This is a genomic window from Bradyrhizobium campsiandrae (genome assembly GCF_014529705.1).
Lineage (GTDB): Bacteria > Pseudomonadota > Alphaproteobacteria > Rhizobiales > Xanthobacteraceae > Bradyrhizobium > Bradyrhizobium campsiandrae.
The window spans coordinates 19,832-39,768 of sequence record NZ_JAANIH010000050.1 but is presented as its reverse complement, the minus strand read 5'-3'; the positions used below and the strand labels follow the sequence as shown (position 1 = coordinate 39,768).

Genomic DNA, 19,937 nt, shown 5'->3' with positions numbered 1-19,937 from the left:
GCTTCGGCTCACGAACCGACTTCGAAGGCTCCGGCAGAATGTTCGCTCCGCAGCAAAAAGTTGAAAGCAAGCCAAAGTATAAGTCGACGCCAGTAGACGCGAAGCCGTCAGCTCTGCCGTTCGCCGCGCTTGCCGTCCCCCAGCGACACCACCGTGCCGTTTCCCTTGTCCTTGCCTGACATCGCAGACAGCGCCTGCAGCGCTTCCTCGCAGAAATCGGCGACCATGCGCTCGTGGCGGGCGCCGAGCTGGAGCAGCAGCAGGTTGCCGAGGTCGAGCACGCCCGATGCCGTCCCGTCGGGGAATCGCTTTTTCAGGATCCGCTCGTAATTCTCGTGCCGGTCGCGGTGGTGCTCCAGCCGGTCCATCAGATCGGTTCGGATCGGCTCGATGTCGACGCTGTCGAGCGCATGCAGCCGGATCAGCAGATCGTCCTTGATCGAAGGCGGCGTGCTCGGCCGCGCGGCCCAGTGCCGCAGCGCTGTTCTGCCCTCGGGAGTGAGCGTATAGATGAGCTTGTTGGGCTTGCCTGTCTGGACGACCTCGCGGCCCTGGATAAAGCCGCGGTCGCGCAGCTTGGACAGCTCGCGGTAGATCTGCTGGTGGTCGGCCTTCCAGAAGAAGCCGATCGAGGAGTCGAACGTCTTGGCGAGCTCGTAGCCTGTCATCGGACGTTCCGTCAGGCATGCGAGGATTGCGTCGCCCAGTGCCATGATACCCGCCTTTGATTTTGACCAGACTGCTTGACTTTATGCGTATCGGCGCATATGCGTCAATGTGCATATGAGGCGAACTCGGGGTCGGCTGGGATTCCGATCCGAAAATCCAACGAAATCAACCTCCTTGCTACTGTGCATGGGGTTGTTTTCGCGTCATTGCCTAAAGGCCCTAGGGAGGCACCTGAGAATGACCGGCCTCGATTCCTGGTACGCGTACATGACGTCTCACGACCGCGCCGCGCTCTGGGACCTGCTCCATCCTGACGCCGTGTTCGAAAGCCCCGTCGTGCATTCGCCGCAGCGCGGGCGCGACATCACCTTCAAATATCTGTCCAGCGCCGAGAAGGTGCTCGGCGGTCCCGGCTTCACCTATGTCGGCGAGTGGACAAGCGCCGACGGCGCCGTGCTCGAATTCAAGACGAACATCGACGGTATCGAGATCAACGGCGTCGACATCATCAGCTTCGATGCCGAAGGGCGCATCACCCGTTTCAAGGTGATGGTGCGTCCGCTCAAGGCCATCAACATGCTGCACCGCCTGATGGCGGAGCAGCTCGCCGCCCAATCGTAGAGAACTCCGGGAGACCGCCATGCCGATCTACAAAGCCCCCGTCGAAGACGTGAACTTCCTGCTCAACGACGTCTTCCAGATCGACCGCTACGACAATCTCGCCGGCTTCTCCGATGCCTCGAGCGACGTGCGCGATGCGATCCTCGGCGAAGCCGCCAAGCTCGCCGAAGAGGTGCTGCAGCCGCTCAACCGCGTCGGCGATCTCGAAGGCTGCGAGCGCGCCGACGACGGCAGCGTCACCACGCCGAAGGGCTTCAAGGACGCCTTCAGGCAGGTCGCCGAAGGCGGCTGGCTCGGCCTGTCGGCGCCGACCGAGTATGGCGGCCAGGGCCTGCCGGTGACGCTCAGCCAGGCGGTCAACGAATTCCAGATCTCCGCCAACATGGCGTTCTCGATGTACGGCGGCCTCACCATGGGCGCGACCGCCGCGCTGCTGGTCCACGGTACGCCGGAGCAGAAGCAGACCTACGTGCCGAAGATGATCGCCGGCGAGTGGACCGGCACCATGAACCTGACCGAGCCGCATTGCGGCACCGATCTCGGCATGCTCCGCACCAAGGCGGTGCGCCAGGCCGACGGCAGCTTCAAGATCACGGGCACCAAGATCTTCATCTCGGCCGGCGAGCATGACCTTGCGGACAACATCATCCACCTCGTGCTCGCCCGCATCGAGGGCGCTCCATCAGGCATCAAGGGCGTGTCGCTGTTCGTGGTGCCCAAGTTCCTGGTGAATCCGGATGGCTCGGTCGGTGCCCGCAACGGCGTCGTCTGCGGCTCGATCGAGCACAAGATGGGCATCCACGGCAATTCCACCTGCGTCATGAATTACGACAACGCCACCGGCTGGCTGATCGGCGAAGAGAACAAGGGCATGCAGGGCATGTTCGTGATGATGAACGAGGCCCGCCTCGGCGTCGCCGTTCAGGGCCTCGCGCAGTCCGAGGTCGCCTATCAGAACGCGGTCGCCTATGCGCGTGAGCGCATCCAGGGCCGCGCGCTGACCGGCGTGAAGGCGCCGGACAAGCCGGCCGATCCGATCATCGTGCATCCCGACGTGCGCCGCACGCTGCTCTCGATCCGCGCCTTCAACGAGGCCGCGCGTGCCTTCGTGATGTGGACCGCGCTGAAGAGCGACGTCGCCCACCGCTCCGAAGACCCGAAAGATCGCCAGGCCGCCGACGACCACATGGGTTTGATGACGCCGGTGCTGAAGGGCTTCCTCACCGACTACGGCTTCGCCAACGCAGTGCAGGCGCAGCAGATGTATGGCGGCCACGGTTACATCGCCGAGCAGGGCATGGAGCAGTTCGTGCGCGATGCGCGCATCGCCATGATCTATGAAGGCGCCAACGGCATCCAGGCGCTCGACCTCGTCGGCCGCAAGCTGCCGCGCGACGGCGGCCGCGCCATCATGGCTTTCTTCGGCGAGGTCATGGCCTTCGCCAAGGAGAACGGCGGCGACGAGGCGCTGAAGCCCTTCATCACCCCGCTCTCGGCCTCGCTCGGCCATCTCCAGCAGGCCACGACCTGGCTGATGCAGAACGCGATGGCCAAGCCGGACAATGCCGGCGCGGCCGCAACCGATTATTTGCATCTCTTCGGCTTCGTCGCGCTCGGCTACATGTGGGCGAAGATGGCGAAGGTGACGCTAGGGAAGATTGCCGAGAGCGGGGCGACGCCCTATCTGTCGACCAAGCTCGTCACCGGTCGCTTCTTCATGGAGCGGATGTTGCCGGAGACCGCGGCCAATCTCGCGCGCATCCAGTCCGGCTGCGCCACCATCATGGAACTGCCGGCGGAAGCGTTTTAGTTTTCGCGCCATCATCTCGAAGACCAGATCAGGAGGGCGTCATGCCTGAGGCATTCATCTACGATCACGTTCGCACCCCCCGTGGCCGCGGCAAGGCGGACGGCGCGCTGCATGAAGTCACCGCGCTCGCGCTCGCCACCGTGCCGCTGAAGGCGCTGAAGGACCGCAACAGCCTGCCGGAAGATTCCGTCGACGATGTCGTGCTCGGCGTGGTCGATCCGGTCGGCGAGGCCGGCTCCGACATCGCGCGCTTTGCCGCGCTGAAGGCGGGTCTTGGTGAAGCCGTCCCCGGCGTGCAGATCAGCCGCTTCTGCGCCTCCGGCCTCGATGCAGTGAACTTCGCTGCCGCGCAGGTGATGAGCGGCCAGCATGAGCTCGTGGTCGGCGGCGGCGCCGAATCGATGAGCCGCGTCGGTATCGGCGCCTCCGGCGGCGCCTGGCCGATGGACCCGTCGATGGCGGTGCCGGCTTACTTCATGCCGCAGGGCGTTTCGGCCGATCTGATCGCCACCAAGTACGGCTTCTCCCGCGACGACGTCGACGCCTATGCCGTGCAAAGCCAGCAGCGCGCGGCCAAGGCCTGGGACGAGGGCCGCTTCAACAAGTCGGTGGTGCCGGTGAAGGACATCAACGGCCTCACCATCCTCGGCAAGGACGAGCACATGCGTCCATCGACGACGATGCAGTCGCTGGCGCAGCTGCAGCCGTCATTCACGATGATGGCGCAGATGGGCGGCTTCGATGGTGTCGCGATCCAGTCGCATCCGGAGATCGAGCGCGTCAACTACGTGCACCACGCCGGCAATTCGTCGGGCATCGTCGACGGCGCCGGCGCTGTGCTGCTCGGCAGCAAGGAGGCGGGCGCCAAATACGGCCTGAAGCCGCGCGCCAAAATTCGCGCCTTCGCCAACATCGGCTCGGAGCCGGCGATGATGCTGACCGGTCCGGTTGACGTCACCGAGAAGCTGTTCGCGCGTTCCGGCATGAAGAAGTCGGACATCGACCTGTTCGAGCTCAACGAGGCCTTCGCATCGGTCGTGCTGCGCTACATCCAGGCCTTCGACATCGACAACGCCAAGATCAATGTCAATGGCGGCGCCATCGCGCTCGGCCATCCGCTTGGCGCCACCGGCGCGATGATTTTGGGCACCGTGCTCGACGAGCTCGAGCGCACCAACAAGTCCACCGCACTCGTCACGCTGTGCATCGGCGGCGGCATGGGCACCGCGACCATCATCGAGCGCGTCTAAGGGGTAGGGGAGCAACCAACATGGCTTACAAGAACTTCAAGGTTGAGACCGATTCCGACGGCATCGCGCTCGTCACCTGGGACATCCCGGGCCGTTCGATGAACGTGCTCGACGAGACCTCCACCAATGAGCTCGAGGCGATCGTCAAGGCGACCATGGCCGACGCCGCCGTGAAGGGCGTCGTCATCACCTCGGCGAAGGAAGCGTTCTGCGCCGGTGCTGACCTGTCCATGCTCGAAGGCATGAACCAGGCCTACGCGAAGGTCTTCAAGGAGCAGGGCGAGACCGCGGCGAACCAGATGCTGTTCGACCAGAGCCGGCGCTTCTCGCTTGTGCTGCGCTCGATCGAAACGTCAGGCAAGCCGTGGGCTGCGGCAATCAACGGCCTCGCGCTCGGCGGCGGTTTCGAGATCACGCTGTGCTGCCATTATCGTGTCGCCGCCGAGAATCCCAAGACGCGCCTCGGCCTGCCCGAGGTCAAGGTCGGCCTGTTTCCGGGCGCCGGCGGCACGCAGCGCGTACCGCGCTTGGTGCCGCCGCAGGATGCCATGACCATTCTGCTGAAGGGCGATCCCGTTACGATCGAGAAGGCGAAGCAGCTCAACCTCATTCACGCCATCGTCCCCGCCGCCGATCTTATCAAGGCCGCCAAAGACTGGATCAAGGGCGGCGGCAAGGCCGTCGCGCCCTGGGACGAGAAGGGTTTCAAGCTGCCCGGCGGCCCGGTGTTCTCCAAGGCTGGCATGATGATGTTCCCGGCCGGCAACGCGATCTATCGCCGCGAGACCTACGACAATTATCCGGCCGCGCGCGCGATCATGAGCTGCGTCTACGAAGGCCTGCAGTTGCCGATCGATGCGGCACTGCGCGTCGAGTCGCGCTACTTCACGTCGGTGCTGCGCTCCAAGGAAGCGGCTGCGATGATCCGCAGCCTCTTCCTGTCGATGCAGGAGCTCAACAAGGGTGCGCGCCGTCCGAAGGACGTGCCTGCGACGAAGGTGAAGAAGATCGCCGTGATCGGTGCCGGCTTCATGGGCGCCAGCGTCGGTTACGTCTCGGCCCGCGCCGGGCTCGACGTCGTTCTGATCGATCGCGACCAGGAGAGCGCCGACAAGGGCAAGGCGCATGCGCAGAAGGTGATCGAGGACCAGATCAAGAAGGGCCGCGCCAAGCCCGATGATGCCGAGAAGCTGCTCGCGCGCATCACGCCGACCGCGGACTACGCGGCGCTCAAGGACGTCGACCTCGTCATCGAGGCCGTGTTCGAGGACCGCAAGGTCAAGGCGGAGACCTTCGCCAAGGCGCAGCAATATCTCAAGCCCGACGTGATCTTCGCATCGAACACCTCGACGCTGCCGATCACCTCGCTGGCCGAGAGCTTTACGGACCAGGGCAAGTTCGTCGGCATCCACTTCTTCTCGCCGGTCGAGAAGATGATGCTGGTCGAGATCATCAAGGGCAAGAACACCGGCGACCTCGCGCTCGCCACCGCGCTCGACTACGTCCGCCAGATCGGCAAGACCCCGATCGTGGTCAACGACTCCAGAGGCTTCTTCGCCAATCGCTGCGTCGGCCGCTACGTGGCCGAAGGCAACGAAATGTTCCTTGAAGGCGTACCGCCGGCGATGATCGAGAACTGCGCCAAGATGGCCGGCATGCCGGTCGGCCCGCTCTCGCTCTCGGACGAAGTCGCGCTCGACCTCGGCTTGAAGATCATGAAGGCGACCGAAGCCGATCTCGGCCCGAATGCCATCAACCCCGATCAGAAGAAGCTGATGGTCGAGATGGTCGAGACGCAGGGCCGCCTCGGCCGCAAGAACAGCAAGGGCTTTTATGACTATCCCGAGAAGGGCAAGGGCCAGAAGAGCCTGTGGCCGGGCCTCTCGGCCTTGCAGCCGAAGCAGCTCGATCCCGATACGCTCGACGTCGAGGAGCTGAAGCAGCGTTTCCTGGTGGTGCAGGCGGTCGAAGCCGCGCGCACGGTCGAGGATCACGTTATCACCGATCCGCGCGAGGCGGATGTCGGCTCCATCCTCGGCTTCGGCTTCGCGCCGTTCACCGGCGGCACGCTGTCCTACATCGACTTCATGGGACCCAAGAAGTTCGTCGAGCTTTGCCACAAGCTGGAGGCGAAGTACGGCTCGCGCTTCACGCCGCCGAAGCTGCTGGAGGAGATGGCCGCGAAGGGCGAGACCTTCTATGGCCGCTTCGCGCCGAAGAAGACGGCGGCTTGAGGCGTCGGGCGTCTCGCACGGTTGTGACAACAACAAAGGCCGGATCAACGATCCGGCCTTTTCGCTGTTCCGTTCGAGCCTTGCCTCAGGCGGCTTGGGCCAGCCCTTCCTTCTTCAAGGCTTCCTGCACCTTCGGCCGTGCCGCGACGCGGGCCTTGTAGGCGCTGAGGTTGGGCATCTGCGAGAGATCGAACTTCATCCGGTCGGCCCAGGTCAGCATCGTGAAGAGATAGCCGTCGGCGACCGAAAATTGCTTGCCCATGAGGTAGTCCTTGCCGGCGAGCTGGCTGTCGATGTGCTTCAGCTTGCCCATGACGCGATCCCTGAAGAAGGCCTTGGCGTCGTCATTGAGCGCCGGGGCGAATATCGGGCCAAAGCTCTTGTGCACCTCGGAGGTGAGGAAGTTCAGCCATTCGAGCAGCTTGTAGCGCTCGGAACTGTCGCGCGCGGGCGCCAGCGCCTTGGCCGGGGCCTTGTCGGCGATCATCTGGACAATGACCGGGCCTTCGGTCACGATCTCGCCGCTGTCGAGGCCCAGCGCGGGGACCTGACCCTTCGGATTGACCTTCAGATAATCGTCACCGTTCTCGAGCTTCTTGGCCCGGATATCGACCTTGACCAGCTCATAGGGCAGATCGGCCTCAAGGAGGGCGATATGGGGAGACAGCGAGCAGGCGCCGGGCGAATAATACAGTTTCATGGAATTTCCTCCTCTTGACGCTTGGTTGGAGCGAAAGAACGCCTACATGCGCCTGCATGCAATAGTCAAGATTGATGCAGGTGCATCGAGTGGGCTAAGAAGCGGGCGACGAGTTTGAGTGGAACCATGAAGCGCAAACCATCGACCGAGGCTACCAGTGCCTGGATCCGCCTGATGCGGGTGCAGAGCCGTGTGCTCGACTGCGTTGAGCAGGACCTGAAGAAAGCCGGCTTTCCGCCGCTCGCCTGGTACGATGCCCTGCTCGAATTGTCGCGCGCCCCCTCCGGGGAATTGCGGCCGGTGGAGCTCGAGCGGCAGATGCTGATCCCGCAATACTCCACCTCGCGGCTGATCGACCGCCTGGTCGATGAGGGGCTGGCCTGCCGGCGCGAATGCAAGATCGACAAGCGCGGCCAGTTCGTCGAGATCACGGAAGCCGGCCGCGAACTGCAGAAGCGGATGTGGGGCGCCTATTCGGCTGCGATCGAGAAATATGTCGGCTCGAAACTGTCGGATGCCGATGCCGTCAAGCTCAGCGGTCTGCTCGACCGGCTGGGCTGCTCGTGCGGCGAGATGAAGCTGCCGCCCGTCGTCAACGTCAACGAAACTTCGCCGTCGCGATGATCGTGCGGCAAACCAGCACGTCCGCGCACCCCGCAGGGTTCGCGGACCGTCCCCGTCACCCGCGCGCCTTCGATCGAAGCGCCCTTTTGATTAGAGTTTGATATGGCGCGAGACCAGATCGATATGACGCCGCTGCAATCGCGCGACGAGCTCGTCGCGTGGTTCGAGGCCGGCTGCAAGGACCCCACGGAATTCCGCATGGGCACCGAGCATGAGAAGACGCCGTTCACGCTCGATGGCCACCGCCCGGTGCCTTACGAGGGCGCGCGCGGCATCGGCGCGCTGCTCGAAGGCATGAAGCTCCTGCTCGGCTGGGAGCCGATCATGGAGAAGGGCAACATCATCGGCCTTTATGACGTCACCGGCGGTGGCGCGATCTCGCTCGAGCCCGGCGGACAGTTCGAACTGTCAGGCGCGCCGGTCGAGACCGTGCACCAGACCCAGAGCGAGTTGATGGCGCATCTGGCGCAAGTGCGCGAGATCGCAACGCCGCTCGGCATCGGCTTTCTCGGTCTCGGCATGACACCGTCTTGGTCGCGCGCCGACATCCCTGTCATGCCCAAGGGCCGCTACAAGATCATGACCAATTACATGCCGAAGGTCGGCCGATACGGCCTCGACATGATGTACCGAACCTGCACTGTGCAGACCAATCTCGACTTCTCCTCCGAAGCCGACATGGTCAAGAAGCTGCGGGTGTCGCTGGCACTCCAGCCGGTCGCAACGGCCTTGTTCGCCAACTCGCCGTTTACCGAAGGTAAGCCGAACGGATTCCTCTCCTTCCGCTCCGAGATCTGGCGCGACACCGACAATGCGCGGTCAGGCATGATGCCCTGGGCCTTCGAGGACGGCATGGGCTTCGAGCGCTATGTCGATTATGCCCTCGACGTGCCCATGTATTTCGTCAAGCGCGGCGAAGACTACATCGACGTGTCGGGGTCCTCGTTCCGTGCCTTTTTCGACGGGCGCAACAACAATCTGCCCGGCGAGCGTCCGACACTGTCGGACTGGGCCAACCATCTCTCGACGATCTTCCCGGAAGTGCGGCTCAAGCGCTATCTCGAAATGCGCGGCTCCGACGGTGGCCCGTGGGGCCGCCTGCCGGCCTTGTCGGCATTCTGGGCGGGGCTGCTTTATGACGACGTCTCGCTGGATGCCGCCTGGGACCTGGTGAAGCATTGGACCGCGCCGGAGCGCCAGGCCCTGCGCGACGACGTGCCGCGCTTCGGCTTCAAGTCACGGATCAAGGACCGCTATCTGTTCGAGGTCGCCAAGGAGTGCCTCGTTCTGGCACACGCCGGCCTGCGCCGCCGCGGCCGTATCGACATCCTCGGCCGCGACGAGACCCGGCATCTGGAGCCGCTCGATCGCATTATCGATTCCGGTCGGACGCCGGCCGAGGAGATGCTCGAGAAGTTCGACGGCGCCTGGAACGGCTCGGTGGAACCGGCCTATGCGGAATACGCGTTCTAGAGGCCATATCGTTTCCGATTTCATCTGAGCGGGTTCTAGACAAATAGGCCAACGATCGGGACTTCAGCCGTTCATCGCCCGTACAGGTTTGCGGCGATCAAATGACCGGCTGAAAAACCTGAACGTCATCAATAACTCGAAAGCTGTTTCGATGGGGAAGGGCCGCCTGCCCAGGGCCGTCATGACAAAGGTCATGGCCAGCATCGTGGCATGTGTCACGCTGCTTTCGCTCGCTTTCGCGAGCGTCCCTGCGCGGGCCCAGACAGCGTTCGACCGGCCCGGAGGCGATTATTTCAGCACCCCGGTCACGTCGGGTGATCCCGAGGATTGTGCCATGCTCTGCGAGCGCGATCGCAAGTGCCGCGCCTGGAGCTTCAGCTACCCCGATATCGACGGCGCCGCGGCGGTGTGCTGGCTGAAGAATACCGTGCCGCCGCGACAGCCGGCCAATTGCTGCATCTCCGGGGTCCGTGGCGCCGGCGTGATCGAGCCGCGTGTCGAGGGTGTCGAGACGTCGATCGACCGCCCCGGCGGCGATTTGCGCAATTTCGACCTCAAGGATGGCGAAGGCGAGGACGTCTGCAAGGCTGCCTGCACCGCCGACAACAAATGCCGCGCTTTCACCTATGCCCGCCCCGGTTACACCGGGCGCGAGGCGCGCTGCTTCCTGAAAAAGGACATCAAGCCGCCGCGGCGCAAGGCCGGATTCACGTCGGGCGTGGTGCGGTAGAACGCGGCCACACCGTCGTCATTGCGCTCGCGATGACGAGGAGGATGAGGCGGGCATCTCACTCCGTCGCAATCACCGTCAGTTCTGGCCACAGCGACTTCCATCTCGCCGCCTTCACCGCGTAATTCGCGGCGGAAAAATTCGGGCCCGGATTGGGGCGTGCGATGAGGCCCGCGACATCGCCAAATCCATGTGGCGCATAGACCTCGAAACCGTCGTCTGTGCGCCTCACGCCAACTTGCGTGTTCTGCGTGAGGAAGCGGTCGATACCGTCAGTCGAGCAGGACAGCGGCGGATAGGGCAGGCCGTGTTTGGCCGGATACCACAGATGCACCCGCGCCTGGTTGCGGATCTCGATCTTGGCGTCGAGATGATCGAGGCGCGCTTGCAGCTTACGGATCACCGCGTCTTCCGCGTCCCAGGACGTATCAGGGTCAAAGTAGAAAATATCATAGTCGGCGATGCCATGATCGACAGGACGGCCGGTGAGCACGTTCCACACCGACTGCACCAGGCATCCTGAGACCAGCCACGCGTCCGGAACCGCGAAGCTGCGGAGTTCGTCGATGATCAAACTGTTGATGGGATTTCGCAGGGCGAGCGCAACAAACTCGTCTCGGCCCACCCTGCGATCAACTCAATGCACGGCGGTAAAGAACCGCGCGAGGCGGAAGCCGGAGAGCCAGGTCCAGACCGGCTGGCCGCGCATGCCGAGATCCCAGGAGCCCAGCACGGCGTCGGCACGACCGACCAGATTGTCGACCGGCAGCAGCCCGACGCCGCCGGCGCGCAACGGCACGCGGCTGTCGGCCGAATTGTCTCTGTTGTCGCCAAGCACGAAGAGATGGCCTGCGGGCACCGTCACTTCCGTCGTGTTGTCGAGCGGACCGTTGTCGCGCATCTTGAAGATCAGGTGCGAGACGCCGTTCGGCAGCGTCTCGACATAGCGATAGGCAGGCTCGCTGCTGCCATTGTCGTCCTCGGCGGCACCAACGCCATCCGGCTTCAATTCGGCGGGGCGGTCGTTGATGAAGAGCTGCCCCTGTCGCATCTGGATGCGATCGCCGGGCAGTCCCACGACGCGCTTGACCCAAGCCTGCGAGCGATCGCCGGGCCAGCGGAACACCACGACGTCGCCTTGCTTCGGCATCTCCGCGAACACGCGGCCCGTCTCCGGCAGGTTGATCTGGATCGGCAGCGACGAGGTGCCGTAGCCATAGGGGAATTTCGAGGCAAGCAGTGCATCGCCGATCAACAGCGTCGGCTCCATCGAGCCCGACGGCACATAGAACGGTTCGGCAAGCGCGCCCTTGGCGATGAAGACGGCGACGACGATGCCGGCAAGCTGCATCAACTGGCCGACAAAGCCGCTGCTCTTCCGCTTGGGAGCGGCCGTTACTTTCTCAACGCTCATGCGCCAGTTCCACCCACCGTAATACGTTCCATCAGAAGCGACGGCTGGCCGACGCCGACAGGCACGCCCTGGCCGTTCTTGCCGCAGGTGCCGATGCCGGTATCGAGCGCGAGATCGTTGCCGATCATGCGGATGCGATGCAGGTCAGTCGGCCCGTTGCCGATCAGCATGGCGCCCTTCAGCGGCGCGCCCAGCTTGCCGTTCTCGATCTTGTAGGCCTCGGTGCACTGGAACACGTATTTGCCCGAGGTGATGTCGACCTGCCCGCCGCCGAAATTCGCCGCGAACACGCCGTTCTTCACCGACGCGAGAATCTCGGCCGGGTCGCGGTCGCCCGCGAGCATGTAGGTGTTGGTCATGCGCGGCATCGGCACATGGGCATAACCCTGGCGGCGCCCATTGCCGGTCGGCTTCATGTTCATCAGCCGCGCGTTCTGGCGGTCCTGCATGTAGCCGACCAGGATGCCGTCCTCGATCAGCACGGTGCGGTTGGTCGGCGTGCCCTCATCGTCGATCGACAGCGAGCCGCGGCGAGAGGCAATGGTGCCGTCGTCGACCACGGTGACACCCTTGGCCGCGACCTGCTGGCCCATCAGGCCCGCAAACGCCGAGGTCTTCTTGCGGTTGAAATCGCCTTCGAGGCCGTGGCCGACGGCTTCGTGCAGCATCACACCCGGCCAGCCGGCGCCCAGCACGACGTCCATTTCACCGGCGGGGGCCGGTATCGATTCCAGATTGACCAGGGCCTCGCGCAGCGCGCCGTCGGCGGCATCGCGCCAGTTCTTGCTCTCGATGAATTCGGCGTAGCCGGCGCGGCCGCCATAACCCTTGCTGCCGCTCTCCTGGCGGTCACCTTGACCTGCGACGACCGAGATGTTGACCCGCACCAGCGGGCGGATGTCGCGATAGCTCTCGCCGTCGGGACGCAGGATCTCGACCACCTGCCAGGTGGCGCCCAGGCTGACACTGACCTGCCGCACCCGCGGATCCTTGTCGCGCAGATAAGCATCGATCTCGGCCAGCAGCTTGACCTTGGTCTCGAAGCCCGGGGCATCGAGCGGGTTTTCATCGCCATAGAGGCGGACGTTGGTATGCGGAGGCGGAGCGGCAAAGCTGCCGGAATAGCCGCCGCGCACGGCCGCGACCGCATCGGCGGCGCGAATCAGCGCCGGCAGCGACACGTCGGAGGAATGCGCATAGCCGACCGCATCGTCCTTGACGGCGCGCAAGCCAAACCCCTGCGAGGTGTCGTAGGTCGCCTGCTTCAGCCGCCCATTGTCGAACATCAGCGCTTCGGTCTGGCTGTATTCCAGGAACAATTCGCCGTCGTCGGCGCCGGCAAGCCCGCGTGCGACCTCGTTGCGAACCTGGTCGCGATCGAGATTGGCACGGTCGAGCAGGGAGGTCGTGGCAGGGTTGGTCATCTGGCTTCCGTTCTCGGAGGGATGTGAGGCAAGATAATGGTTTCCCGACGGTTCCGCGAGAGGCGGCCGAGACACATTACTGAAACGACATGATTGAAATCACTACGATATCGGAAGAGCATGTCGAAAGCTTCCACCGCACCCTCGATACGGTTGCCAGGGAACGGCGCTATCTCGCCTTTCTTGAGGCACCTCCCTTGGAGGCCACACGCAGCTTCGTCCGTCACATGATCACGCAGGGACAGCCGCAATTTGTGGCTCTCTCCGGCAGCAACGTCGTCGGCTGGTGCGATATCAGCCGGCATTCAGACCCGGTCCATACCCATGCCGGCACCCTCGGTATGGGCCTTTTGCAGCCTTTTCGAGGCCAAGGCATCGGAACGCGGCTGATCCGGCCGACCCTTGCCGCCGCGCAGGCCATCGGCATGGCGCGGGTTGAATTGTCGGTTTACGAGACCAATGCAAGCGCGATTGCGCTCTATGAGAGGGTCGGCTTCACCGTCGAAGGCCTGTCGCGCAACGCTGCCAGGATCGACGGCGTGTATGAGAACGTGGTCCAGATGGCGTTGCTGTTCTAGACGGCGGCGATATCCGATCTCACCGCCTATGGCAGCTTGTCATACCCCTCGCCGAGCCCGTTCAGGCTGAGCGGGAAGCCGATGCCTTCCTCGGGGGTCTCGAAGATGATGAAGGTCGCAGTCTTGGCGCTGCGGAGCTGGCCGAGCAGCTTGTCGTCCATGACGACCTCCGCGACGCAGCCGTTGGGCAGGCAGCGGACGAAGCCGGCGCGGCCGACGTCCTGATTGTCGAGCTTCAGCCCGAGGCCCGAGGGCAAGAGAACGCCCAAGGGGGCGACCACGCGCATCAGGCGGCTCTTCTGGTCAGCGGTCTTGAGCACGATCACGGTAAGGCCGGCGTTCGAGCGGTCCTCGGCCACGACGCTTTGGATCAGGGCGCATTGCTCGGCCTGCGCGCCCGGCGGGGTGTCGCAGCGGATCTGCCAGTCGCCATGGACGGAGCGCACCGCGCCCTGCGCATGGGCGAGGCTCGGAAGTGCCAGGACCACGACCGCAGCCAGCAGGGCTGCCAGCGCCGTGAGGCCGTTAGCCTGCCTTGCCATGCATCTCGAAAGCCCCATCGGGGTCGGTCCCTCTGCTCGCTTGGGTCGCTCGCGCTGCTGGACTGATACGGGAATGACGGCGTCTTGAAGGCAATTCACAAGCAAATTCCGCGCCGCCCTGGCCGCCATCGCCGCCACGAATCAGGTTCCTGCGCAGCCCTATGGCAGTGCCTACAACGGGCAGTTCGGCTGTCAAGCCGCGGCATCCCGGGAAACGGTATTTTTGTCTGATCTTGCTGGGAAATATCTTGCCGGTGATGGCTGACAGACAGGGCTCAAGACTGCATTGCGATAGATCAAGAATTATGGTTTGAGAGGCTTGATTTCGGCGTTTGAGCGATCTGGCCCCAATTCCTCCTAGAGGTATTCTTGCGCGGCGGCTTGTCGGACGGGCGGATCGAATAAGCGTTCCCCAAAAATAGGGGAGTGCACTTGGGGTGATTTCGTAAGGGGAGCGCGAACGGCATGAGGATGTCGATGGGTCGGGTGGGCCGGCATTTGCTGGGAATGGCCACCATCGCCTTGGTGGCGGCTGGCATCACGCTGGCGACGGGCGGCGCGGCATTTGCCGAGGTCGGACAGCCCGAGCCGTGGGAATGGCACCTGCAGGCCTCGGGTTCCCCGGTGATGGACAATATCGTCTGGTTCCATAACTTCCTGTCCGTTCTGATCATCCTGATCACGCTGTTCGTTCTGGCGCTGCTGGTGATCGTGGTCATGAAGTTCAACGCGAAGGCCAATCCGGTGCCGTCGCGGACCACTCACAACACGCTGATCGAGGTGGTGTGGACCCTGGTGCCGGTGCTGATCCTGGTCGGCATCGCGGTGCCGTCGTTTCGCCTCTTGTTCCTCGAGCTCGACGTGCCGAAGGCGGATTTGACCGTCAAGGCGACCGGCAAGCAGTGGTATTGGTCCTACGCCTATCCTGATAACGGCAAGTTCGAGTTCGACTCGCTGATGGCCCAGGACAAGCAGCCCCGTCTGCTCGGCGTCGACAACGAGATGGTCGTTCCGGTCAACAAGGTGATTCGCGTTCAGGTCACCGGCGCCGACGTCATCCACGCGTTCGCGCTGCCGGCCTTCGGCGTCAAGATCGACGCCATCCCGGGCCGTCTGAACGAGACCTGGTTCAAGGCCACCAAGACCGGCATGTTCTACGGCCAGTGCTCGGAGCTCTGCGGCAAGGACCATGCCTTCATGCCGATCGCCATTCGCGTGGTGAACGACCAGGAGTTCGCCTCCTGGGTTGAATCGGCGAAGAAGAAATATGCGAGCGGCGGCACCAGCACTTTCGCCTCCGCGGCCGGCCCGACGCAGTAAGCGCCGGGCGACGGCTTGAGGCATTGAAAGCGGCATAAAGGGCGGGACCTCCATAAGGTCCGAATGGGACGCAAGGCAGGATTTGAAAATGGCAACGAGCGCAGCGGCACACGGCGATCACGCCCACGGACATGACGAGCACGCCCATCCGACCGGATGGCGGCGCTACGTCTATTCGACCAACCACAAGGACATCGGCACGATGTACCTGGTCTTCGCGGTCATCGCGGGCATCATCGGTGCCGCGATGTCGGTCGCGATCCGTGCCGAGTTGATGTATCCGGGCGTGCAGATATTCCACGAAACGCACACCTATAACGTGTTCGTGACTTCGCACGGCCTGATCATGATCTTCTTCATGGTCATGCCCGCGATGATCGGCGGCTTCGGCAATTGGTTCGTCCCGCTGATGATCGGTGCGCCCGACATGGCGTTCCCACGCATGAACAACATCTCGTTCTGGCTGCTGCCGGCCTCCTTCGCCCTGTTGCTGCTGTCGACCTTCGTCGAGGGCGAGCCGGGTGCCAACGGTGTCGGCGCCGGCTGGACCATGTATGTGCCGCTGTCGAGCACCGGTCATCCGGGCCCGGCCGTCGACTTCGCGATCCTGTCGCTGCATCTGGCGGGCGCCTCGTCGATCTTAGGGGCCATCAACTTCATCACCACGATCTTCAACATGCGCGCGCCCGGCATGACCCTGCACAAGATGCCGCTGTTCGTGTGGTCGATCCTGGTGACGGTGTTCCTGCTGTTGTTGTCGCTGCCGGTGCTCGCCGGTGCGATCACCATGCTGCTGACCGACCGCAATTTCGGCACGACGTTCTTCGCGCCCGACGGCGGCGGCGACCCCGTGCTGTTCCAGCACCTGTTCTGGTTCTTCGGTCACCCCGAAGTGTACATCCTGATCCTGCCCGGCTTCGGCATGATCAGCCAGATCGTCTCCACCTTCTCGCGCAAGCCCGTGTTCGGCTATCTCGGCATGGCCTACGCCATGGTCGCGATCGGTGGCATCGGCTTCGTGGTGTGGGCGCACCACATGTACACGGTCGGCATGTCCTCGGCGACGCAGGCTTATTTCGTTGCGGCGACCATGGTCATCGCGGTTCCGACCGGCGTGAAGATCTTCTCGTGGATCGCCACGATGTGGGGCGGCTCGATCGAATTCCGCGCCCCGATGATCTGGGCGGTAGGCTTCATCTTCCTGTTCACGGTCGGTGGCGTCACCGGCGTCGTGCTGGCGAATGCCGGCGTCGACCGCGTGTTGCAGGAGACCTACTACGTCGTCGCGCACTTCCACTACGTGCTGTCGCTCGGCGCCGTGTTCGCGATCTTCGCCGGCTGGTACTACTGGTTCCCGAAGATGTCGGGCTACATGTACAACGAGTCGCTCGCCAAGCTGCACTTCTGGGTCACCTTCATCGGCGTCAACCTGGTGTTCTTCCCGCAGCACTTCCTCGGCCTGTCTGGCATGCCGCGCCGCTATGTCGACTATCCGGATGCCTTCGCCGGCTGGAACCTGATCTCCTCGATCGGCTCCTACATCTCCGGCTTCGGCGTGCTGATCTTCCTTTATTGCGTGATCGACGCGTTCGCGAAAAAGGTGCCGGCTGGCGACAATCCCTGGGGTGCGGGCGCCACCACGCTGGAATGGACGCTGTCCTCGCCGCCGCCCTTCCATCAGTTCGAAGTGCTGCCCCGCGTGCAGTAAGCGACAAAACTCCCGCGGCGTCCGTGACGGGCGCCGCGGCTCTACAACGAAACGAGTAGGTTTAAGTGTCCGTCCTCGATCAGAACGCCATCGACATCAATCCCCGCATCTCCGAAGCGGAGGTTGGTGACTACCTTGCGCTGCTCAAGCCGCGGGTGATGTCGCTCGTGATCTTCACCGCTCTGGTCGGGATGGCAATGGCGCCCGGGCACTTCCACTGGGTTCTGGCGATCACCTCGCTGCTCTGCATCGCCGTCGGCGCCGGCGCTTCCGGCGCGCTCAACATGGCGCTGGAGGGCGATATCGACGCCAAGATGTCGCGCACCGCGAACCGGCCAATCCCGCGCGGCCGCATCACCCGGCCCGAGGCGATGGCGTTCGGCATGACCCTCGCGTTTTTCGCCGTGATGACGCTCGGCATCCTCGTCAACTGGATCGCGGGCGCGCTGCTGGCCTTCACCATCTTCTTCTACGTCGTCATCTACACGATCGGCCTGAAGCGCTGGACCGCGCAGAACATCGTGATCGGTGGCGCCGCCGGCGCGCTGCCGCCGGTGGTGGCCTGGGCTTCGGTGACCGGCACGATCGACGTTGAGCCGCTGCTGCTGTTCGCCATCATCTTCTTCTGGACGCCGCCGCACTTCTGGGCGCTGGCACTGTTCCGCTCCGACGACTACGCCCGCGCCGGCATTCCGATGCTGCCCAATGTCGCCGGCCCCGACGCGACCCGTCTCCAGATCCTGCTCTACACCATCGTGCTGATCGCGGTGGCGGCCGCGCCCTGGGCGCTTGGCTATTTCGACGCTGTCTATGGCGTGGTCTCGCTGATCCTCGGCGCCGGCATGCTGGTGCTCGCGATCAACGTCTACATGCGACGGACGCGAGCTGCGTCGCTGCGCGCGACGCGAAAGCTGTTTGCCTTCTCGATCCTGTATCTGTTCGCGCTGTTCGCGACCCTGCTGGCCGAGGTCGCGTTTCGGGCGCTCGCGCCGATGGCATGGGGCGCATGAGGCAGGAATGGCTGACAAACCCGAGCCGGATGGAATCGTCCTCACCGAGGCGCAGCAGAAGAGCCGTCGTCAGCGCTCCATTGCAATTGCTTTGGCGCTCGGCGTTCTCGTCGTCCTGTTTTTCGCCGTCACCATGGTCAAGGGACCGGCAGTTCTAGTTCGCCCAATGTGAGAGAGAGATGGATCGAGAGCCGACCATAGCGCAGGATCAGAGCCACACGGCCGGCAAGGGCCGGGGCCTGGGCCGCGATGTGCTGGTCGCCTCGATCTGCGGCGGCGTGGTCGCCTTGATGGTCGGCGCGTCCTACGCAGCGGTGCCGTTCTACAACTGGTTCTGCCGCGCCACAGGCTTCAACGGCACGACCCAGGTCGCGACCTCAGCGCCGGCGACCGGTCCGATCGCTCGGAAGATCGCGGTGCGCTTCGATTCCAACGTCGCGCCCGGCCTGCCCTGGAAGTTCGAGCCCGAACAGACCGAGGTCGAGGTCAATATCGGCCAGGTCACGACGATCTATTACACCGTGACCAACCAGGCCGCGCGCACCACCGCAGGCCAGGCCGCCTACAATGTCGCGCCGCTGACAGTCGGGGCGTATTTCCAGAAGATCAACTGCTTCTGCTTCACCGAGCAGACCATGGCGCCCGGCGAAAAGCGCGAGATGCCCGTGGTGTTCTACGTCGACCCGTCGATCGTCAACGATCACGACAATGACGGGCTCAACACCATCACGCTGTCCTACACGTTCTATCCGGTGAAGGATCCGGTGGTGAAGCCGCTGGCATCCGGCGACGACGACAAGCGCAAGGGAAATCTCCAGCCGCCGGGTTGACGGCTTGAGGGCTGGAATAAGGGGATAAGTGCCTGATCGGCACGGGATTGAGGAGACAGACCGCAATGGCTACCGCGCAAGGCAAGCATCACGACTACCATCTGGTCGATCCCTCTCCGTGGCCGGCGGTCGGCTCCGTCTCGGCCTTCATCATGGCGGTCGGCGCGATCTCGTGGATGCATCACATGTTCTCGGCCGCACCGATCGTGTTCGGCGTCGGCACCGTGGGCGTGCTCTACACCATGGCGAGCTGGTGGGGCGACGTGATCAAGGAAGCCCAGTACAAGGGCGACCACACCCGCGTCGTGCAGCTCCATCACCGCTACGGCATGATCCTGTTCATCGCCTCAGAGGTGATGTTCTTCGTGGCCTGGTTCTGGGCCTATTTCAACGCAGCGCTGTTCCCGGCCGACGCCGTCCACGCCACTCGCGACGCGGTGTTCGGCTGCGGTCTCGGCACGGCGGCCGGCGCCTGCGCGGTGCCGGGCACTTGGCCGCCCCATGGCATCGAGACCTTCGATCCCTGGCATCTGCCGCTGCTCAACACGCTGATCCTGCTGACGTCCGGCACCACCGTCACGTGGGCGCACCATGCGCTGCTCGAGAACGACCGCCAGGGTCTGAAATATGGCTTGATCCTCACGGTCCTGCTGGGCGCGACGTTCACCTGCGTGCAGGCCTACGAATACAGCCACGCTGCGTTCTCGTTCGCCGGCAACGTCTACGGCGCGACCTTCTTCATGGCGACCGGCTTCCACGGCTTCCACGTGCTGGTCGGCACAATCTTCCTGCTGGTCTGCCTGTTCCGCGCCTATGCCGGGCACTTCACGCCGACCCAGCATCTCGGCTTCGAGTTCGCCGCCTGGTACTGGCACTTCGTCGACGTGGTCTGGCTGTTCCTGTTCCTGTGCATCTATGTCTGGGGACACGGCGCCGAGACCATGGCTCACGGCGCGCACTGAGCCGCGATGATCGATCGGGAAGGGGCGGCCGCAGGGCC

At 63.9% G+C, this 19,937-nt stretch carries 21 protein-coding genes; 14 read left to right on the top strand and 7 right to left on the bottom strand.

What is annotated here, in order from left to right:
- Positions 1-107: 107 nt before the first annotated feature.
- Positions 108-713 (bottom strand): PadR family transcriptional regulator, encoded by a 606-nt coding sequence (locus G8O24_RS30115; protein ID WP_188105731.1) that lies wholly within the window; start codon positions 711-713, stop codon positions 108-110.
- 193 nt (positions 714-906) lie between these two features.
- On the opposite strand from G8O24_RS30115, the gene G8O24_RS30110 reads away from it, so the two are divergent.
- The 4 genes from G8O24_RS30110 to G8O24_RS30095 are packed head-to-tail and all read left to right on the top strand — an operon-like array spanning position 907 to position 6,584.
- Positions 907-1,290, top strand: a complete 384-nt coding sequence (locus G8O24_RS30110; RefSeq protein ID WP_188105729.1) for a nuclear transport factor 2 family protein — start codon at positions 907-909, stop codon at positions 1,288-1,290.
- Positions 1,291-1,309: 19 nt separating this feature from the next.
- Entirely contained in the window at positions 1,310-3,100 is a 1,791-nt protein-coding gene (locus G8O24_RS30105; protein ID WP_188105727.1) for an acyl-CoA dehydrogenase C-terminal domain-containing protein, read from the top strand.
- A gap of 41 nt (positions 3,101-3,141) precedes the next feature.
- Positions 3,142-4,350, top strand: coding sequence for an acetyl-CoA C-acetyltransferase (locus G8O24_RS30100; protein ID WP_188105725.1), 1,209 nt, complete (start codon positions 3,142-3,144; stop codon positions 4,348-4,350).
- A 20-nt stretch (positions 4,351-4,370) separates the two neighbouring features.
- On the top strand, positions 4,371-6,584 hold the full coding sequence (locus G8O24_RS30095) for an FAD-dependent oxidoreductase (RefSeq protein ID WP_188105723.1): 2,214 nt from the start codon (positions 4,371-4,373) through the stop codon (positions 6,582-6,584).
- A gap of 85 nt (positions 6,585-6,669) precedes the next feature.
- Here G8O24_RS30095 and gstA read toward each other — a convergent pair whose 3' ends face one another.
- The gene (gstA, locus tag G8O24_RS30090; RefSeq protein WP_188105721.1) at positions 6,670-7,284 is read right to left on the bottom strand and encodes a glutathione transferase GstA; all 615 of its coding nucleotides are present in this window, start codon (positions 7,282-7,284) and stop codon (positions 6,670-6,672) included.
- A gap of 126 nt (positions 7,285-7,410) precedes the next feature.
- Here gstA and G8O24_RS30085 point away from each other — a divergent pair, with 126 nt between their 5' ends.
- Positions 7,411-7,908 carry a MarR family winged helix-turn-helix transcriptional regulator gene (locus tag G8O24_RS30085; protein WP_188105718.1) on the top strand — a complete coding sequence of 166 codons (498 nt, stop codon included), beginning with the start codon at positions 7,411-7,413 and terminating at the stop codon, positions 7,906-7,908.
- A 102-nt stretch (positions 7,909-8,010) separates the two neighbouring features.
- A complete protein-coding gene (locus tag G8O24_RS30080; RefSeq protein ID WP_188105716.1) occupies positions 8,011-9,381 on the top strand; it encodes a glutamate--cysteine ligase in 1,371 nt (456 codons plus the stop codon).
- A gap of 63 nt (positions 9,382-9,444) precedes the next feature.
- Here G8O24_RS30080 and G8O24_RS45240 read toward each other — a convergent pair whose 3' ends face one another.
- Positions 9,445-9,576 (bottom strand): hypothetical protein, encoded by a 132-nt coding sequence (locus G8O24_RS45240; protein WP_283815602.1) that lies wholly within the window; start codon positions 9,574-9,576, stop codon positions 9,445-9,447.
- Between G8O24_RS45240 and G8O24_RS30075 the strand changes: the two genes are divergently transcribed.
- The gene (locus tag G8O24_RS30075) at positions 9,533-10,111 is read left to right on the top strand and encodes a PAN domain-containing protein (RefSeq protein WP_188105714.1); all 579 of its coding nucleotides are present in this window, start codon (positions 9,533-9,535) and stop codon (positions 10,109-10,111) included. The genes G8O24_RS45240 and G8O24_RS30075 overlap by 44 nt on opposite strands.
- A gap of 58 nt (positions 10,112-10,169) precedes the next feature.
- Here the strand turns inward: G8O24_RS30075 and G8O24_RS30070 are convergent, their stop codons facing one another.
- The 3 genes from G8O24_RS30070 to tldD are packed head-to-tail and all read right to left on the bottom strand — an operon-like array spanning position 10,170 to position 12,949.
- Positions 10,170-10,736: a nucleotidyltransferase family protein gene (locus G8O24_RS30070; protein ID WP_188105712.1), complete on the bottom strand. Its 567-nt coding sequence runs from the start codon at positions 10,734-10,736 to the stop codon at positions 10,170-10,172.
- A gap of 12 nt (positions 10,737-10,748) precedes the next feature.
- Complete coding sequence (gene lepB / locus G8O24_RS30065; RefSeq protein ID WP_188105710.1) at positions 10,749-11,525, bottom strand: signal peptidase I; 777 nt, start codon at positions 11,523-11,525, stop codon at positions 10,749-10,751.
- A complete protein-coding gene (gene tldD / locus G8O24_RS30060) occupies positions 11,522-12,949 on the bottom strand; it encodes a metalloprotease TldD (RefSeq protein WP_188105708.1) in 1,428 nt (475 codons plus the stop codon). The genes lepB and tldD overlap by 4 nt, the downstream gene beginning before the upstream one ends.
- Positions 12,950-13,038: 89 nt before the next feature.
- Here tldD and G8O24_RS30055 point away from each other — a divergent pair, with 89 nt between their 5' ends.
- A complete protein-coding gene (locus tag G8O24_RS30055) occupies positions 13,039-13,527 on the top strand; it encodes a GNAT family N-acetyltransferase (RefSeq protein WP_188105706.1) in 489 nt (162 codons plus the stop codon).
- A gap of 26 nt (positions 13,528-13,553) precedes the next feature.
- On the opposite strand, the gene G8O24_RS30050 is transcribed toward G8O24_RS30055, so the two are convergent.
- The gene (locus G8O24_RS30050; RefSeq protein WP_188105705.1) at positions 13,554-14,087 is read right to left on the bottom strand and encodes an invasion associated locus B family protein; all 534 of its coding nucleotides are present in this window, start codon (positions 14,085-14,087) and stop codon (positions 13,554-13,556) included.
- A 447-nt stretch (positions 14,088-14,534) separates the two neighbouring features.
- Here G8O24_RS30050 and coxB point away from each other — a divergent pair, with 447 nt between their 5' ends.
- The 6 genes from coxB to G8O24_RS30020 all read left to right on the top strand — a co-directional run bounded on the left by coxB (position 14,535) and on the right by G8O24_RS30020 (position 19,899).
- A complete protein-coding gene (gene coxB / locus G8O24_RS30045; RefSeq protein ID WP_188105703.1) occupies positions 14,535-15,389 on the top strand; it encodes a cytochrome c oxidase subunit II in 855 nt (284 codons plus the stop codon).
- Positions 15,390-15,477: 88 nt separating this feature from the next.
- Complete coding sequence (ctaD, locus tag G8O24_RS30040) at positions 15,478-17,097, top strand: cytochrome c oxidase subunit I (protein ID WP_188105701.1); 1,620 nt, start codon at positions 15,478-15,480, stop codon at positions 17,095-17,097.
- Positions 17,098-17,162: 65 nt separating this feature from the next.
- A complete protein-coding gene (locus G8O24_RS30035; RefSeq protein ID WP_188105699.1) occupies positions 17,163-18,107 on the top strand; it encodes a heme o synthase in 945 nt (314 codons plus the stop codon).
- A gap of 7 nt (positions 18,108-18,114) precedes the next feature.
- Positions 18,115-18,279: a cytochrome c oxidase system small membrane protein gene (locus G8O24_RS30030; RefSeq protein ID WP_130363571.1), complete on the top strand. Its 165-nt coding sequence runs from the start codon at positions 18,115-18,117 to the stop codon at positions 18,277-18,279.
- A 7-nt stretch (positions 18,280-18,286) separates the two neighbouring features.
- Complete coding sequence (locus tag G8O24_RS30025; RefSeq protein WP_188105697.1) at positions 18,287-18,937, top strand: cytochrome c oxidase assembly protein; 651 nt, start codon at positions 18,287-18,289, stop codon at positions 18,935-18,937.
- A 65-nt stretch (positions 18,938-19,002) separates the two neighbouring features.
- Complete coding sequence (locus G8O24_RS30020; RefSeq protein WP_188105695.1) at positions 19,003-19,899, top strand: cytochrome c oxidase subunit 3; 897 nt, start codon at positions 19,003-19,005, stop codon at positions 19,897-19,899.
- Positions 19,900-19,937: the final 38 nt, after the last annotated feature.

Bases quoted from the DNA above. Each gene is read 5' to 3' on its own strand.
- G8O24_RS30085 (WP_188105718.1), top strand. From the start codon at position 7,411: ATGAAGCGCAAACCATCGACCGAGGCTACCAGTGCCTGGATCCGCCTG.
- G8O24_RS30075 (WP_188105714.1), top strand. From the start codon at position 9,533: ATGGGGAAGGGCCGCCTGCCCAGGGCCGTCATGACAAAGGTCATGGCC.
- G8O24_RS30020 (WP_188105695.1), top strand. From the start codon at position 19,003: ATGGCTACCGCGCAAGGCAAGCATCACGACTACCATCTGGTCGATCCC.
- G8O24_RS30095 (WP_188105723.1), top strand. From the start codon at position 4,371: ATGGCTTACAAGAACTTCAAGGTTGAGACCGATTCCGACGGCATCGCG.
- G8O24_RS30050 (WP_188105705.1), bottom strand. From the start codon at position 14,087: ATGGGGCTTTCGAGATGCATGGCAAGGCAGGCTAACGGCCTCACGGCG.
- G8O24_RS30025 (WP_188105697.1), top strand. From the start codon at position 18,287: ATGGATCGAGAGCCGACCATAGCGCAGGATCAGAGCCACACGGCCGGC.
- coxB (WP_188105703.1), top strand. From the start codon at position 14,535: ATGAGGATGTCGATGGGTCGGGTGGGCCGGCATTTGCTGGGAATGGCC.
- lepB (WP_188105710.1), bottom strand. From the start codon at position 11,525: ATGAGCGTTGAGAAAGTAACGGCCGCTCCCAAGCGGAAGAGCAGCGGC.
- tldD (WP_188105708.1), bottom strand. From the start codon at position 12,949: ATGACCAACCCTGCCACGACCTCCCTGCTCGACCGTGCCAATCTCGAT.
- G8O24_RS45240 (WP_283815602.1), bottom strand. From the start codon at position 9,576: ATGACCTTTGTCATGACGGCCCTGGGCAGGCGGCCCTTCCCCATCGAA.
- G8O24_RS30080 (WP_188105716.1), top strand. From the start codon at position 8,011: ATGGCGCGAGACCAGATCGATATGACGCCGCTGCAATCGCGCGACGAG.
- G8O24_RS30115 (WP_188105731.1), bottom strand. From the start codon at position 713: ATGGCACTGGGCGACGCAATCCTCGCATGCCTGACGGAACGTCCGATG.
- gstA (WP_188105721.1), bottom strand. From the start codon at position 7,284: ATGAAACTGTATTATTCGCCCGGCGCCTGCTCGCTGTCTCCCCATATC.
- G8O24_RS30100 (WP_188105725.1), top strand. From the start codon at position 3,142: ATGCCTGAGGCATTCATCTACGATCACGTTCGCACCCCCCGTGGCCGC.
- G8O24_RS30105 (WP_188105727.1), top strand. From the start codon at position 1,310: ATGCCGATCTACAAAGCCCCCGTCGAAGACGTGAACTTCCTGCTCAAC.
- ctaD (WP_188105701.1), top strand. From the start codon at position 15,478: ATGGCAACGAGCGCAGCGGCACACGGCGATCACGCCCACGGACATGAC.
- G8O24_RS30110 (WP_188105729.1), top strand. From the start codon at position 907: ATGACCGGCCTCGATTCCTGGTACGCGTACATGACGTCTCACGACCGC.
- G8O24_RS30055 (WP_188105706.1), top strand. From the start codon at position 13,039: ATGATTGAAATCACTACGATATCGGAAGAGCATGTCGAAAGCTTCCAC.
- G8O24_RS30030 (WP_130363571.1), top strand. From the start codon at position 18,115: ATGGCTGACAAACCCGAGCCGGATGGAATCGTCCTCACCGAGGCGCAG.